Origin of the sequence: Streptomyces vietnamensis (assembly GCF_000830005.1) — a bacterium.
Classification (GTDB): Bacteria; Actinomycetota; Actinomycetes; order Streptomycetales; family Streptomycetaceae; genus Streptomyces; species Streptomyces vietnamensis.
The window spans coordinates 8619237-8634006 of sequence record NZ_CP010407.1 but is presented as its reverse complement, the minus strand read 5'-3'; the positions used below and the strand labels follow the sequence as shown (position 1 = coordinate 8634006).

Sequence of the window (14770 nt, the reverse complement as noted above, 5' to 3'; positions counted from 1 at the left end):
TCGCCACCTGGGACACGGGGTCAGAGCAGTCCGCCGCCCTGCTGGTTCTGGAGGGCGCCCTCGGCGCCCTGGACGGTCTCGTGGAGGACGTGCGCGGTCTCGTCCTCCTGGAGGAGGCCTGTGGCGCCGCCGAGGGGGTTGTCGGCGGCGCTGGCCTGCGGCGGCGGGGTGACGAGGGCGGTGACGACGCCTGCGGCGAGGGAGGCGATGGCGAGCATGCTGCGCTTCTTCATGCCCTGGTCAACTACTGAGAGGCCGTCGGGTTACGGTCGGGTTCGGATCCGACCTCGGTCGCCTTCGGACCCAGACGAGCAGCAGCAGCGACGCGACCGCCGCGAGCGCGCACCAGGTGGAGACGAACTCGGTGCGCCACAGGAGGGCGCAGACGGCCGCTCCGGCGCCGGTGACGAGCCCGAGGATCCGCAGGAGCCGGTCGCGGGCGAGGAGCAGGGCACCGATGGTGGCGAGCAGGTATCCGGCGAGGACCAGCGGCGCGTACGGCAGGTCGACGGTGTAACCGAGGGTGTGGCCGCGGGTCTCGGCCGACACGGGGCGGGTGGCGAGCCGGTACGCGAGGACGGAGGCGGTCGCGAGGCCGACGGCGAGCGGCACGAGCAGGCGCAACCGGTCGGCGGCGGACGGCACGAGGAGGCGCGACCGGTTGGCGGCGGGCGGCACGAGCAGGCGCGGCCGGGCGACGGCGGGCGGCACGAGGAAGCGCGGCCCGGCGACGGTGAGCGGCACCGACCGGCGCGGCCGGGTGGCGGGGCGGGCGGCGGTCAGGACGCCGAGCGGCACCCAGAGGGGCAGCAGGGGGAGGGCGATCACGGCCCAGGCGAGGGTGGCGGGCCCGGTGCCGCCGCCCGCGTGCCAGACGGCGGCCTCCACGAGCTGGTGGGCGCCGAGGAGCAGGGGCAGGGCAGCGAGCGGCGCGTCCCCGGGGCGGCGTACGGAGGCGAGGGAGACCACGCCGACCGCGCCGATCCCCAGGCCCGCCCAGAGGTCGGCGGTCGCACTCCAGCACATGAGGAACTTTTACCCTATATCCCTCATATCGGGTGGAACCGTATGGTTGTGGTGGTTGTCTCTGCCAGTGACACCACTGTCCCCGGAACAGCAGAAATTGGGGGACGTCATGCATCACCGCCACACCCTCGCGGCCGCTGCCGCGGGAATCCTGCTGACCGCCGGGATCGGCGCCACGATCCCGGCAGGCGCGGCCAACGCTCCGGCCCGGAGCACCTCGACCCCGGCCACGGCCCTGGTCGTCAACACCCGCTGGGGCGGCCACACCACCTTCGACCGGCTCGTGATCGACGTCCGGGGGAAGATGCCCCCGGTCACCGTCCATCAGGTCCGTTCACTGCGCTACGACGGATCGGGGAACAGGGTCCCGCTGCCGGGCAGGTTCTTCCTGGAGATCAAGCTCTCCCCCGCCGCCGCCCACGACGACGCCGGCCGGTCCGTCTATCACGGCCCCCGGCTCGTGAAGATCAATCTGCCCGCGCTCAAGGGGGTCGCGCTGACCGGCGACTTCGAGGGCGTGGTCACCATCGGAGCCGCCTTCGACCACAAGCCCGCGTTCAAGACCTTCCAGCTGCACTCGCCGGAGCGGTTCGTCGTCGACATCGCCCACCACCACCCCGTGGTCTGCCGGGGCTGACCGCCCATGGTCGGGGCCCGTCCCGGCGGACGGGCCCCGCACTCACGCTCCGGTGGCGCCGGTCTCCACGTACACGGTCGCCCCGGTCTTCCGCGCCCGGTCGATCTCGACGAGGCGGGCGAACTCGCGCGGGTGCATCTCCCGTTCCCACTCGTCCAGGGTGCGCAGGCGGTACTCGCTGTGCTCCTCCGGATCGAGGACGACGGCGGCGATCTGCTCGTCCGTCAGCTCGCCGCCGTCGAAGATGAAGCCGATGTGGTTGGCCGGCCAGTCCTCGCCCCGGTCCGTGACGAAGTGGGCGGCGAGGAGGCGCGGCTCGCCGGTGAAGACGAGCCCGGTCTCCTCCCGGCACTCGCGCACGGCGGTCTCCCAGGGGGTCTCCCCCGGGTCCATGTTGCCGCCGGGCCACTGCCACTGCCGGGTCTGGTAGGTGGCCCGGAGCTGGAAGGGGCGGCCGGCTGTGTCGGTGAAGTAGAGGCAGGCGTACGCCGTCGCTCTCGGCAGCGTGTCGACGTACTCGGCGGGCGGCAGCCAGGTGTTCGCCATGGGCGGCTCTCTCTCGACGGACCGGATGGGTCTCCTCCATCCAAGCGGTCCGGGGCGGTCCGGCCGGCGGCTCGCGAGTGGATCACCGGATCGTGTGAGCGCCGCCGGAGCAGTCAGGTGGTCGAGACCAGGCCCGTCTCGTACGCGATGATCACGAGCTGTACGCGGTCGCGGGCGTCCAGCTTGGCGAGCAGCCGGGTGACGTAGGTCTTCGCGGTGGCGATGCTGATGTGGAGTTCGGCGGCGATCTCGGTGTTGGACAGGCCGCGCCCGACGAGGGTGAGGACCTCGCGCTCGCGGTCGGTGATCCCCTCGACGCGACGGGGCGGTGCGGCGGGCGCGCTCCTGGGGCGGTCGGTGAACTCCTTGATGAGGCGCCGGGTGACGCTGGGCGCGATGAGGGCGTCGCCGGAGGCGACGACGCGGACGGCGGCGAGGATGTCGTCCAGGGCCATGTCCTTGACGAGGAATCCGGACGCGCCCGCGTGGAGCGCCGCGTACACGTGGTCGTCGTCGTCGAAGGTGGTGAGGACGACGACGCGGGTGCCGGTGGGGCCCTCGGTGATGATCCGGGTGGCCTCGATGCCGTCCGTGCCGGGCATCCGCAGGTCCATCACGACGACGTCGGCGCCGGTCTCCTCGACGAGACGGACGGCCTCCGCTCCGTTCGCCGCCTCGCCGGCGACGACGAGGTCGGTGGTGTCGGTGATGACCATCCGGAGCGCGGTGCGCACCAGGGGCTGGTCGTCGGCGAGGACGACGCGGACCGGCTGTCCGACGGTGGTCTGGCTCATCGGGTGGTGGCTCCTGTGGGTACGGGCAGGCGGGCGGTGACGCGGAAGCCGCCGCCGGGGCGGGGTCCCGCGGTGAACTCTCCGTGCAGTACGGCGACGCGCTCCCGCATGCCGGTCAGGCCGTAGCCGGAGCCCGGTCCGGGGCTCACGCGCGCGTGGCCGGGGGCGCGGCCGCGGTCCTCGACGGTGACGGCGAGGGTCTCGGGGTCGCGCTGGTCCACGGTGACCGTGCAGGAGTCGGCGCCCGAGTGCCGTACGACGTTGGTCACGGACTCCTGGACGATCCGGAAGGCGGAGAGGTCGATGTCCGGGGGAAGCGGGCAGGGGGCTCCGACCCGGCGGAGGGCGACCCGGACGCCGGCGTTCCCGGTGAGTTCGGCGAGCCGGTCGAGGGCGGCGAGTCCGGGCATCTCGGGGAGGCCTTGGAGTTCGGTGGCGGTCGCGGTACGGCCGGCGGCTGCCGTCGTACGGGGGGTGCCGGCCGGATCCGCCTCGGACCCTGCCTCGGCCTCCGGATCCGTCGTGCGCAGGGCACCGACCATCCGGCGCAGGCCCGCGAGGGTCTCGCGGCTCGCCGTCTCGATCTCGGCGAGGGCCTGGCGGGCCGCCTCGGGCTGGGTCGCGATGACGCGCCGGGCGGCACCGGCCTGGAGGGCGACGATGCCGATGCTGTGGGCGACCGTGTCGTGCATCTCGCGGGCGATCCGGAGGCGTTCGGTGGTGACGGCCTGCTCGGTGGCCTGGGCTCGGCTCCGTTCCGCGTACTCCCTGGCCTGCCCTTCCGAGCGGCCGAGGAGCCAGGCCACCAGGGCGGTCAGGGCGACGGCGAGGGTGCCCGTGGTGCCGGCGCTCCAGCCGGCGAGCAGACGGACCGCCAGGTAGACGACCAGCAGGCCGAGGGCGAGCAGGAGCGCCCGCCAGGCCTCGCGGCGGGGGCGGCCGGCGGCGATGGCGTAGAGGGCGACGTCGACCGCGAGGTACTGGGCGAAGGGGATGGCGTCGACGCCGAGGGGGGTGGAGGCGACGACCGGGGCGGCGAGGAGGTAGTTGAGGGCTGCGGTCGGACGCCGGGCCAGGAGGGCGCTGCCACACAGGGTGAGGAGAGTGCCGACGGCCAGCATGGTGAGGCCGTCCCAGCGCAGTATGACGAAGCCGGGGAAGATCTCCGGCGCATCCTGGCCCGGCACGCGGATCCGGAGGAGGGCGGTGAAGAGCATGCCCGCGCCCCAGGCGACGGCGGCCCACCCGCCGGGCGTGACCCTCTTGAAGAACGGTGCTGACGGGGTGGCGAACATGCGGTGATCGTAGAGGGCGGTCCCCGGCACGGGCATCGGACCGGGGGTGTACGACCTGGGGTGACAGGGCCCCTGGGCGATTGTCCGTGCTGGTCCGATGCCCGGTGCGGGGCCCGGGCGGCACCGTGGTGCCCATGATCGAAGTCAGGGAACTCACCAAGCGCTACGGCGCCACGACCGCCGTCGACGCGCTCACCTTCACCGTCCGGCCGGGCCTGGTCACCGGCTTCCTCGGCCCCAACGGCTCGGGAAAGAGCACCACTCTGCGGATGGTCCTGGGACTGCACGCGCCGACGAGCGGTTCGGTGACGGTCGACGGCCGGCCGTTCACGGACCGGCCGCGCGGTCTGCGGCACGTCGGCGCGCTCCTCGACGCCGGGGACGTGCACGGCGGCAGGACCGCCCGGGCGCATCTGGCGGTCCTGGCACGCAGCAACCGCATCCCGCTCTCCCGGGTCGACGAGGTCCTGGAGGAGGTCGGGTTGGCGGGGGCGGCCGGGCGTCGGATCGGCGGGTACTCGCTGGGCATGCGGCAGCGGCTCGGCATCGCCGGCGCGCTGCTCGGCGATCCGCCGGTGCTGCTGTTCGACGAGCCGCTGAACGGCCTCGACCCGGAGGGCGTGAAGTGGGTGCGGGGGCTGTTCCGGCGGCTCGCCGCGGAGGGCCGCACGGTCTTCGTGTCGAGCCATCTGATGACGGAGATGGAGCACACGGCGGACGAGCTGATCGTCATCGGGCGGGGCGCGCTGATCGCGGCGGAGAGCCTGACCGAGTTCGCCGCGCGGGGCAGGCGCCTGAGCGTGACGGTCGGCACGCCGGACCGGGCGGGCCTGACGGCGCTGCTGCTCGGGGAAGGGGCGGAGGTCGAGGAGGAGGCCGGTGTGCTGACGGTGACCGGGCTCTCGGCCGCCCGCATCGGCGAACTCGCCCTGGAGCACCGGGTGCTGCTCGATCAGCTGACCACCCGTACGGCCTCCCTGGAGGAGGCGTTCATGGAACTGACCGCCGACAGCGTCGAGTACCTGGCAGGAGACGCCCGATGACGACCCTCGATGTTCCCGTGGCCTCCGGACCCTCCGTGGTGGAGCCCCGTGCCCGTTTCCGTGACCTGGTGGGGTCGGAGTGGCTGAAGCTGTGGTCGCTGCGCTCGACGGGCTGGTCGCTGCTGCTCGGCGCGCTCGCCGTGGTCGCCTTCAACTTGGGCACCGCCTGGGACCACTACCGCTACTGGCTGCAGTACGACGCGGAGAGCCGGGCCGAGTTCGTGGCGAACGACATGGCGCTGTGGGACGCGTTCACGTACAACGCGGCGCTGGTCCTGATCCTCGCCTCGGCCGCCATGGGGGCGGTGACGGTGGTCGGCGAGTACGGCAGCGGGCTGATCCGTACGACGTTCACGGCGGTGCCGGCGCGGAGTGCGCTGATGGCGGCGAAGGTGCTGGTCGTGACGGTGGTGCAGGCCCTGTTCGGGGCGGTGGTCGCGGGCGCCTCGTTCTGGTCGACCCAGGCGGTGCTGTCGACGCGGGGCATCGGGCTGCCGATCACCCATCCGGGAGCGCCGCGCATCGTCGTGGCCTCGGCGCTCCTGGCCCCGGTGTGCGCGGTGGCCGGGATGGCGGTCGGCGCGCTGCTGCGGAAGAGCGCGATCTCGATCGTCGGCACGTTCGTCCTGCTCCTGCTGCTGCCCGCGGTGCTCACGGACCGGCGTCACCTGAGCGCGGTGCTCGCCCACGCGACCCCGCTGCACGCCTGGCAGCGGCTCGCGGACGCGGGACCGCCCGCCGAGGAGCTGTTCCCCTGGTCGGCGGGCGGTGCGTGGCTGGTGTACGTGCTGTGGGCACTGGGCGGGGCGGTGGTGACGGTGCTCGCGGTGCGGCACCGGGACCAGTAGGGGTCTCACAGGAGGCGCCGCAGCCTGCGGCGGACGAGGTGTTCGTGGACGAGGCGCCCGGCGAGGGCGCCTCCGTACACGACGAAGCCGACGCCGACGAGCCAGGACTGGAGGACGAGGACGGTGCCGAACTGGCCGTACGTCACGGCGTTTGAGGCGATCAGCGGGGAGAAGACGAGCTGCGAGAAGATCCGCAGCCCGAGGAGGCCGAGCGCGGTGAGGACGGCGCCGGGGGCGAGGGCGCGCCAGCGGATGCGGCCGCAGAGCAGGAAGCGCTGCGACCACCAGAAGAAGACGAAGGTGCCGAGGAGGTCGCCGAGGGCGACGAGGGTGGTGACGCCCGCCGGGGCGTTGTCGGGTGCCGGGAAGGCGACGAAGAGCAGCAGGGAGGCGACGAGGACGGCGAGCCAGACGACGTGCCGCCACATGGTGTGCCAGCGGGCGGTGGGGAGGTCCCAGACCCGCTCGTACCCGGTCTGTACGGCCGATCCGAAGGTGACGCCGAAGGCGGCGAGGGCGGCGAGGCCGAAGGCCGTGGTGCGTTGCAGTGCCTGTCCCGGCTGGCCGAAGAGCCGTTCGACCTCCTCCTGCGAGACCTCGGTGACGCCGAGGCCCTGCACCAGCCAGCGGGCGAAGCCGTGGCCGCTGGCGAGGTCGGCCGAGGCGACGACGATGAGCAGGGGGACGAGGGTGAGCAGGCTGAGCGCCGCGAAGCCCATGGCGCGGTGCATGAGTTCCATGGCTCGGCCGCGGCTCCAGGCGAGGCCGACGGACGAGGCGAGGACGCGGGCGTGGAGTCGTGCGAACCAGTGGCCGTGTTCGGCGGGGGCACCGTCGGGCGGCGGACCGGGTGAGGAGGGCATGCCTGGTGAGGTACCCGGCCGGGCGCCGGGACATCGCAGGGGTGGGGCCGAACGGGTGGGACGGGCGGAGGGGCGGCGGTCCTGGTGAACCGTCAGCCGAGGCGGCGGGGACGGGCGGCGGGGCCCGGGCGGACGGTGACGTCGCGGGGCGTGAGGACGGCCCGTTCCTCGCCCTCGCACTGGACGACGACACGGACGGGGGCGCCGCAGTCGGTGTGCCGGACGTCGAGGACGGGGCCCTCGGGCTCGGCGGCGTGGGTGTCGCCCCACTGCTTGAGGGCGAGGAGCACGGGCCAGAGGTCGACGCCCTTGCGGGTGAGGCGGTACTCGTGGCGGGTGCGGGCGCCGGGCTCCCGGTAGGGCTCGCTGCGCAGGACGCCGGCGGCGACGAGCTTGCGGAGGCGGTCGGCGAGGACGGCTTCCGAGAGGCCGAGGTGCCTGCGGAACTCGTCGTACCGGCGGACGCCGTTGAACGCCTCCCGCAGGATGAGCAGGCTCCATTTCTCGCCCACGACGTCCAGGGCACGGCCGACCGGGCAGTTCTCGGTATCCGTGTCCAGCCAGTTCATGCGCCCACTGTAGCCACCTGGCTCTGCCGTTGACAGTCAGCCGACACGAAAGCTAGCTTCGATGTACAAAGTCAGCTGGTCGGTGGAGTGGAGTGGTGATGGGGCGGTCGCGCACGGTCGAGTGGGAGGACGCCGGGGCCACCGCGCGCGCCGCGATGTCCATGGCGGGCATCGACTTCCTCCGGGAGATCGTGGCGGGCCGGCTGCCCGGACCGCCGATCGCCTCCCTGCTGGGCTTCGCCCTGGAGGAGGTCGAGCCGGGGCGCGCGGTGTTCGCGCTCGAACCGGGCGAGGAGCACTACAACCCGATCGGCAGCGTGCACGGCGGCGTGTACGCGACGCTGCTCGACTCGGCCGCCGGCTGCGCGGTGCACTCGACGCTCCCGCAGGGCATGGCGTACACCTCGCTCGACCTGTCGACCCGCTTCCTGCGCCCCGTCACGATGGACACGGGCAAGATCCGCGCCGTCGGCACGGTGCTGTCGCAGGGACGCCGCACGGCGCTCGCCGAGGCCGGCCTGTACGACGCGGAGGACCGGCTCCTCGGTCACGCGACCAGCACGTGCATGCTGTTCCCGGTCCCTTCGTAGACGGCCGGTTCAGCGGGTGCCGGGGACCGGACGGGTGCGGGTGCAGCCGTCCGGGGCGACGTCGGGGACGCCGTTGGCCTGGAGGGCGGCGCTCACCAGGGTGGCGAGCAGGTCGATGTCCGAGCCCATGTCCAGACGGACCGTCACCCAGCCGGATCCGGCCCGCAGCCGGACCGCGCTCGACCCGAGGAGGGCCGGGCGGAGCTTCGCGACCATGGCGCGGGTGAGGTGGACGTCCGCCTCGTGTTCACCGTGGAAGTGGACGATCTCCTGCGTCCCGGTGCCCAGTCCGAGCTCGGCGCCGCAATGGGCGCGGCCGGGGGTCAGCGAGGGCCAGCTCATCAGACGTTCACTGGCATGCCTGGCCGTGTTCATACGAGGAGCGTGCCGGGCCTCGGGGCCGCGCACAAGCGTCCTGCCGGAAGAATCCCGCCGCGGCGCGAAACAGGTCGTCGGCGGGGGTGGTGTGACCGTGCGTCACGGCGGCGCGTGGGGAGGATGTGACCCTGGGTCACGATTCCGGGCGGACGCGGACGCGGGCCGCGAGGACGGCCACGTCGTCCTCCGCGTGGTGGGCGTCGAGGCGGCTGAGCACCTCCTCGACGACCTGCTCGGGGCCGGAGTCCGCGGGGAGCCGGAGGGCGGCGAGGCGGGCGAGCGAGACGTCGATGTCCTCGCCGCGCCGTTCGACGAGGCCGTCGGTGAAGATCAGCAGGTTGTCGCCCGGGGCGAGCGGGCGCGTGGTGGGCTCGTAGCCGCCGACGCCGGTGCCCAGCGGCGGCCCCACCGGGAGGTCGACGAGCTCCACGGAGCCGTCCGCGCCGAACACGGCGGGCGGCAGGTGCCCGGCGTTGGCGAAGGTCGCGGTGCCGCGGCCCGGGTCGACCCGGACGAGCAGGCAGGTGGCGGGGCGGCGGGCGTCGTCCTCGGCGACGACGGAGTCGAGGTGGCGCAGCACCCGGTGCGACGGCAGGTCGGTCGCGGCGACCTCGCGGAGCGCCGTGCGGTAGGCGTTCATGTCCACGGCCGCGTCGAGCCCGTGGCCCATCACGTCGCCGACGACGAGCAGGCTGCGGCCGAAGTGGAGCCGTACGGTCTCGAACCAGTCGCCGCCCACGAGGGCGCGGGGGCCCGCCGGGAGGTAGGAGCCGGCGATCTCCAGATTGGGGTGCGGCCTGCCGGGTTCGGCGACGAGGGCGCGCTGGAGGTGGAGGGCGGTGTCCTCGGTGGCGGCGAGCAGGCGGGCGTGGCCGAGGTGCCGGGCGGCGAGGCGGACCGCGTGCCGGAGGACCGCGGTCTCGTCGGCGGAGAAGCGGGGACCGCCGTGGCGCGTGACGATCACGGTCCCGAGGGAGTCCTCGTCGTGGACGGCGAGGGGCACGGCGAGGCTGGGGGCATCGCCGGACGCACCGCCGGGGACGCTACCGGGGGCACCGCCTGGCACGCCGCCAGGGGCACTGCCGGGTGCGCCGCCAGGGGTGCTGCTGGGTGCGCCGCCGAAGGCACTGCCAGGAGCGCCGCCAGGTGCGCCGTCGGAGGTGCCGCTGCCGCCGTCGGTGTCCGTCGGGCCCGCCGAGGCGGCGCGACGGACGGGGTCTCCCGGTTCGTCGAGCAGGTCGACCGTGACGGAGCCGTGCAGATGGCGGGCGAGGAAGGCCGCGAGTTCACGGCAGGTGGTCGTCTCGTCGAGCGTCGTGCCGATCTCGGCGATCGCCTGCTCCAGGGCCCGTGCCCTGTTCAGGAGGGCCTCGTCCCGTTCCGCCACGACACCTCCACCGCCGTGCGGGCCTCCGGGTGGCGTACCCGGTCCCCCCATTGCACCAGCGGCCGCCGCCCCGCGCGCGGCACGGAGCTCGCGCGGGACGGTTGTGCGGCGGTGCCCGATCTGATCAAGTACAGCAGAGGCTACTGGCCAGTACGAAATCTCGCTTCCCGGGGGGACAGCATGACGACCGGATCAGCCATGACGACCGGATTCTTCACCTCCGTCGACGACGTCGCCGAACGGCTCGCCACGACCGGCTACCTGACGTCGCCGGCCGTCGCCACCACCGTCTTCCTCGCCGACCGGCTCGGCAAGCCGCTGCTCGTCGAGGGCCCGGCCGGCGTCGGCAAGACGGAGCTCGCCAAGGCCGTCACCGAGGTCACGGGGGCCCGCCTGGTCCGGCTGCAGTGCTACGAGGGCGTCGACGAGTCCCGCGCGCTGTACGAGTGGAACCACGCCAAGCAGCTGCTGCGGATCACGGCCGGGCGGGGCGAGTCCTGGGACGAGACGCGCACGGACATCTTCGGCGAGGAGTTCCTGCTGCCCCGGCCGCTGCTCACCGCCATCCGGTCCGAGGAGCCGACGGTGCTGCTCGTCGACGAGACCGACAAGGCCGACGTCGAGGTGGAGGGGCTGCTCCTGGAGGTGCTCAGCGACTTCCAGGTGACCGTGCCCGAGCTCGGCACGATCACGGCGACGCGGCGGCCGTTCACCGTGCTCACCTCGAACGCCAGCCGCGAGCTGTCCGAGGCGCTGCGCCGGCGCTGCCTCTTCCTGCACATCGGCTTCCCCGAGGAGGAGCTGGAACGCCGGATCGTCACCCTCAAGGTCCCCGGTCTCGACGCCGCGCTCGCCGCGTCCGTCGTACGGGTCGTGGGGGCGCTGCGGGCGATGGACCTGCGGAAGGTCCCGTCCGTGTCGGAGACGATCGACTGGGCCCGCACGCTCCTCGCGCTCGGCGCGGACCGGCTGGACGAGCGGGTCGTGCGCGAGACCCTCGGTGTCCTCCTCAAGCACCAGGAGGACATCGTGAAGGCGGCGGCCAAGCTCGACCTGGACGCGGTGTGAGCGGGGCGGCCTGCGGCCCGACGGAGGAGGCCGGTACGGCGGACGCGGCCGGCACGGCGGCCCCGACCGGTCCCGTGGCGCCTGCCGGGGCCGCGGTGCGGCTCACCGGGCTCGTCGCGGCACTGCGCGCGCACGGGTTCGGGATCGGCACCGGCGAGACCGTGGACGCGGGGCTCGCGCTCGAAGCGGTCGGCTTCACCGACCGGGAGCGGGTCCGGGAGGCGCTGGCGGCGACGCTGCTCCACGGGGAGGGGCAGCGCACGGTGTTCGACCAGGTCTTCGACCTGTACTTCCCGCTCGGCGGCGCTCCCGGGTCGGGCGAGGCGTACGAGAACACCCCCGCGGACCTCGCGGCGCTCCGGGACCGGCTCGCGGAGGCCCTGACGGCCGGCGACGGCGCCGCACTCGACCGGCTGGCCGCGGAGGCGGTGGGCGGGTTCGGCGGCTACGGCTCCGGCCCGGAGTCGGACGGCTGGTCCTCGTACCAGACGCTCTCCCGGCTGCGCCCCGAGACGCTGCTCGCCCGGGTGCGCGACCGGCTGCGGGCGGCGGCCACGGCCGAGGAGCCCGAGTTCACCGAGCGGCTGCTCGACGACGAGATCCGGCGGCGGATCGAGGCCTTCCGGGAGCGCGTGCGGACCGAGGCCCGGCGGCGCGTCGCCGAGCGGCAGGGCCGTGACCGGGTCGCGCGGCGGGCGGTCGCGGGGACGGCGGACAGCGTGGACTTCCTGCTTGCCGGGCGGGCGCAGCTGGACGAGCTGCGGCGTACGGTACGGCCGCTGGCGCGGAAGCTGGCCACCCGGCTGGCGGCCCGGCGGCGCCGGGCGGCGCGCGGCGAGATCGATCTGCGGCGGACGCTGCGCGGCTCGCTGTCGACCGGCGGCGTCCCGGTGCGCCCGGTCCTGCGGCGGCGCCGCCCCCGGCGTCCCGAGCTGGTCCTGCTGTGCGACGTGTCGGGGTCGGTGGCGGGCTTCGCGCAGTTCACGATGCTGCTCGTCCAGGCCTTGCACGACCAGTTCAGCCGGGTGCGGGTCTTCGCCTTCGTCAACCGGGTGGACGAGGTGACCGGGCTGATCGCGCGGGGCGCGGCGGACCCTGCGGGGCTCGGCGACCGGATCCTCGCGGAGGCGGAGCTCACGGGGTGGCACGGGCAGAGCGACTACGGGACGGCGCTCGGCGAGTTCGCCGAGCGGTACGCGGAGGCGGTCGGTCCGCGCACGGTGGTCTTCGTCCTCGGCGACGCCCGCACCAACGGTGCCGATCCCAACCTCGCGGCGCTCCGGCTCGTCGCGGACCGCGCGCGCCGGGTCCACTGGCTCAACCCCGAACAGCCCTCGCTGTGGGGCACGGGCGATTCGGTGGCCCCGGCCTACGCCGAACTCGTGGAGATGCGCCCCTGTCGCAACGCCCGCCAGCTCGGGGAGCTGATCGGCCGGCTGCTGCCGGTGTGAGGGCGGGGCACGGCCCGGCGCGGCCCCGTACCGGCGGGGTGTTCCGCCGGGCCGGGGCCCGCCCGGTTGTACGACGAGCGGGCCCGCGAACTAGCGTGGCCCCCATGGAACTCTTGGGAGAGATCACCGCCGACCGGCCCCTGCTCGTACTCGCCGTCAAGGAAGAGGCGCAGTTCCTCGACACGGAGCTGCCCGTCCTGCTGACGGGCATGGGCAAGGTGAACGCGGCCACCGCGCTCGCGACCGTGCTCGGCCGGGGGCCGCGGCCGTCCGGGATCGTGAACCTGGGGACGGCCGGGGCGCTGCGGACCGGCTGGACCGGGACGCACGTCGTCGGCACCGTGCTGCAGCACGACCTCGACGGTCAGCTGCTGGCCACGCTGACCGGCGAGACGTACGGCGCGCCGCTGGCGCTGCCGGACGGCGGTGACGTGGTCCTCGCCACCGGCGACGCGTTCATCTCGGACGAGGCGGCCCGCGCCCGGCTCGCTGAGCGGGCTCCCCTGGTCGACATGGAGGGGTACGCGCTCGCGGCGGCCGCGGAGCTCGCCGGGGTGCCGCTGCGCATCGTGAAGCACGTCAGCGACGAGGCCGGTGACGGTGCCGCGCGCACCTGGCGCGAATCTGTCGCCGAGTGCGCGCGGGCGCTGGCCGACTGGGCGGAGGCGAACACCCCGTACCGCTCCTGACCCCACCCGGGCACCGCTCAGCGGTGCTGGAAGTGGACCTCCGGGTTCGCGGGCGTCGGGCCGTCGAGGACCGGGCGCGGGATCCCGCGCAGGTGCTGGTCGAAGAAGGCCGCGACGTAGGTCCGGGTGACGGCGACGGCCCGGTCGGTGGGCAGCTCGGACTGGGGCAGCCCGAAGTGACGTTGGATCACGGGGCCGTCGGAGAAGGTGAAGTGCTCCGATCCGGCGACCGTGATCCAGCACTTCCAGCCGTCGAGCGCGCTCCACGTCCGGTCCCAGCTGCTGTCCTGCCCGCCGGGCAGGTGCGTGGAGTCGTGCGTCCCGAGCATCAGGAACGGCCGGCCCCGCAGGCCCTCCGCCGGGAGGTCCTCCCAGAAGGCGCCGTCCATGTTGATCCCGGCGTCGATCCGCGGATCGGCCGCCATCGCGGTGGCCGCGCTCGCCCCGCCGATGGAATGGCCGGCCATGCCGACGTGCCGTGCGTCGATCACGTCGGCGTACCGCCACACCGGCTTCGCCCCGATGAGCCGGTCCAGGACGTACCGCACGTCGGCGGCGCGCGTCGAGGTGACGACGCTGCCGTGCACCCCGCCCCCGTCGAGGGCCGTGCAGGCGACGCAGGTGAGGGTGCGGCCACCGGGGAGGCTGATCCCGTACGACTCGTAGGCGTGGTCGACGGAGGCGACGACATAGCCGCGGGAGGCGAGGTCCTCGGCGAGGTTGGTGAGCGTCCAGCGGGAGACGCTGAAGCCCGGCGAGAGCAGCACCAGCGGGTGTCGGCCCGGTGCGGGCCGGACGTCGGTCCTGCTGTGGGTGCGCGTGCGGGCGAGGACGTCGCCGGAGACGCCGGGCCCGAGCTGCTCGGCGAGCAGCCGCGCCTCGTCCCGGGTGGCGTACGGGGCGGGGCGGCCGCCGCCGGGGTGGGCGGCCGGGTAGTGGAGCGTGACCATGAGCGCGCGGCCGTCGGCGGTGGGTACCCAGGGATCGGTACGGGAGCGGTCGACGAGCGGCAGGACCGCGCTGCCGACCGAGTACGGGCCGGTGGGCGCCGGCAGCACCGCGGGCCGGACGACCTGGGCCGCGGTTCCCGCGCTCGGCGTGTCCGGGGCGGCGGCCGTGGCGACGCCGGCCGGTAAGGCGAGGGAGCAGACGAGTACGGCGGCCGCGGCCGCCCTGGTGAATCGGATCATGCGGGCACGCTAGGCGTCCGGGGCGGGCCGGCGCGTCCGTCCGCGGGCCGACCTTCCATCAGCCCGGAGTCTGACACGGGGTCCGGTCCGGGGCGCCCGGCGGGACTTGTCGCCCCGACGTCCCGGCGTTCGAGACGATCTTGACAGTGCCGAAGGGGGGCTGCCTATGGTGAGGTGTCCCCGTCCGCACACCCGGACGGGACCGGAACCGGGGGGGGAGGCGCACGTGCTCGCAACGCTCACCACGGCGCACGCCCCCGCCCGTTCGAGTGCCCGCCTCGTCTGCCGTCGGCACGTCGACTACTGCCGTACCTCCTCGGCCATCTGTCCTTCCCCTCGCGCCTGACCCCGCCCCGCGTGGGTCCGCGCGTCCCGTGACGTCCCGTCGCCCGGCCC

17 protein-coding genes are annotated in these 14770 nt (G+C 74.2%); 7 read left to right on the top strand and 10 right to left on the bottom strand.

Annotated elements, in window-relative coordinates; all coding sequences use genetic code 11:
- Positions 1 to 20: 20 nt before the first annotated feature.
- Positions 21 to 233 (bottom strand): hypothetical protein, encoded by a 213-nt coding sequence (locus tag SVTN_RS38285; RefSeq protein WP_245727812.1) that lies wholly within the window; start codon positions 231 to 233, stop codon positions 21 to 23.
- A gap of 7 nt (positions 234 to 240) precedes the next feature.
- A complete protein-coding gene (locus SVTN_RS45965) occupies positions 241 to 1026 on the bottom strand; it encodes a DUF6629 family protein (RefSeq protein ID WP_041133171.1) in 786 nt (261 codons plus the stop codon).
- Between the two features lie 109 nt (positions 1027 to 1135).
- Here SVTN_RS45965 and SVTN_RS38275 point away from each other — a divergent pair, with 109 nt between their 5' ends.
- Complete coding sequence (locus SVTN_RS38275) at positions 1136 to 1663, top strand: AMIN-like domain-containing (lipo)protein (protein WP_041134722.1); 528 nt, start codon at positions 1136 to 1138, stop codon at positions 1661 to 1663.
- Between the two features lie 42 nt (positions 1664 to 1705).
- On the opposite strand, the gene SVTN_RS38270 is transcribed toward SVTN_RS38275, so the two are convergent.
- The 3 genes from SVTN_RS38270 to SVTN_RS38260 form a co-directional block, all read right to left on the bottom strand.
- Positions 1706 to 2209, bottom strand: a complete 504-nt coding sequence (locus tag SVTN_RS38270) for an NUDIX domain-containing protein (RefSeq protein ID WP_041133170.1) — start codon at positions 2207 to 2209, stop codon at positions 1706 to 1708.
- A gap of 113 nt (positions 2210 to 2322) precedes the next feature.
- The gene (locus tag SVTN_RS38265; protein WP_041133169.1) at positions 2323 to 3003 is read right to left on the bottom strand and encodes a response regulator; all 681 of its coding nucleotides are present in this window, start codon (positions 3001 to 3003) and stop codon (positions 2323 to 2325) included.
- The gene (locus SVTN_RS38260; RefSeq protein WP_041134721.1) at positions 3000 to 4298 is read right to left on the bottom strand and encodes a sensor histidine kinase; all 1299 of its coding nucleotides are present in this window, start codon (positions 4296 to 4298) and stop codon (positions 3000 to 3002) included. The genes SVTN_RS38265 and SVTN_RS38260 overlap by 4 nt, the downstream gene beginning before the upstream one ends.
- A 134-nt stretch (positions 4299 to 4432) precedes the next feature.
- Here SVTN_RS38260 and SVTN_RS38255 point away from each other — a divergent pair, with 134 nt between their 5' ends.
- A complete protein-coding gene (locus SVTN_RS38255; protein ID WP_041133168.1) occupies positions 4433 to 5341 on the top strand; it encodes an ABC transporter ATP-binding protein in 909 nt (302 codons plus the stop codon).
- The gene (locus tag SVTN_RS38250) at positions 5338 to 6189 is read left to right on the top strand and encodes an ABC transporter permease family protein (RefSeq protein ID WP_041133167.1); all 852 of its coding nucleotides are present in this window, start codon (positions 5338 to 5340) and stop codon (positions 6187 to 6189) included. The genes SVTN_RS38255 and SVTN_RS38250 overlap by 4 nt, the downstream gene beginning before the upstream one ends.
- Positions 6190 to 6194: 5 nt before the next feature.
- Here the strand turns inward: SVTN_RS38250 and SVTN_RS38245 are convergent, their stop codons facing one another.
- Both SVTN_RS38245 and SVTN_RS38240 read right to left on the bottom strand, forming a co-directional pair.
- On the bottom strand, positions 6195 to 7052 hold the full coding sequence (locus tag SVTN_RS38245) for a YhjD/YihY/BrkB family envelope integrity protein (RefSeq protein ID WP_041133166.1): 858 nt from the start codon (positions 7050 to 7052) through the stop codon (positions 6195 to 6197).
- 92 nt (positions 7053 to 7144) lie between these two features.
- Positions 7145 to 7621, bottom strand: coding sequence for a winged helix-turn-helix transcriptional regulator (locus SVTN_RS38240; protein ID WP_041133165.1), 477 nt, complete (start codon positions 7619 to 7621; stop codon positions 7145 to 7147).
- Between the two features lie 98 nt (positions 7622 to 7719).
- On the opposite strand from SVTN_RS38240, the gene SVTN_RS38235 reads away from it, so the two are divergent.
- Positions 7720 to 8211 carry a PaaI family thioesterase gene (locus tag SVTN_RS38235; protein WP_041133164.1) on the top strand — a complete coding sequence of 164 codons (492 nt, stop codon included), beginning with the start codon at positions 7720 to 7722 and terminating at the stop codon, positions 8209 to 8211.
- Positions 8212 to 8220: 9 nt separating this feature from the next.
- Here the strand turns inward: SVTN_RS38235 and SVTN_RS38230 are convergent, their stop codons facing one another.
- Both SVTN_RS38230 and SVTN_RS38225 read right to left on the bottom strand, forming a co-directional pair.
- Complete coding sequence (locus SVTN_RS38230) at positions 8221 to 8586, bottom strand: luciferase domain-containing protein (RefSeq protein WP_245727810.1); 366 nt, start codon at positions 8584 to 8586, stop codon at positions 8221 to 8223.
- 136 nt (positions 8587 to 8722) lie between these two features.
- Positions 8723 to 9976 (bottom strand): PP2C family protein-serine/threonine phosphatase, encoded by a 1254-nt coding sequence (locus tag SVTN_RS38225; protein WP_041133163.1) that lies wholly within the window; start codon positions 9974 to 9976, stop codon positions 8723 to 8725.
- 198 nt (positions 9977 to 10174) lie between these two features.
- On the opposite strand from SVTN_RS38225, the gene SVTN_RS38220 reads away from it, so the two are divergent.
- From SVTN_RS38220 to SVTN_RS38210, 3 genes are all read left to right on the top strand, one after another.
- Positions 10175 to 11044: an AAA family ATPase gene (locus SVTN_RS38220; RefSeq protein ID WP_041133162.1), complete on the top strand. Its 870-nt coding sequence runs from the start codon at positions 10175 to 10177 to the stop codon at positions 11042 to 11044.
- 74 nt (positions 11045 to 11118) lie between these two features.
- On the top strand, positions 11119 to 12495 hold the full coding sequence (locus SVTN_RS38215; RefSeq protein ID WP_041134719.1) for a VWA domain-containing protein: 1377 nt from the start codon (positions 11119 to 11121) through the stop codon (positions 12493 to 12495).
- Between the two features lie 104 nt (positions 12496 to 12599).
- A complete protein-coding gene (locus tag SVTN_RS38210) occupies positions 12600 to 13184 on the top strand; it encodes a nucleosidase (protein ID WP_174518311.1) in 585 nt (194 codons plus the stop codon).
- 17 nt (positions 13185 to 13201) lie between these two features.
- Here SVTN_RS38210 and SVTN_RS38205 read toward each other — a convergent pair whose 3' ends face one another.
- The gene (locus SVTN_RS38205; protein ID WP_041133160.1) at positions 13202 to 14374 is read right to left on the bottom strand and encodes an alpha/beta hydrolase family protein; all 1173 of its coding nucleotides are present in this window, start codon (positions 14372 to 14374) and stop codon (positions 13202 to 13204) included.
- Positions 14375 to 14770: the final 396 nt, after the last annotated feature.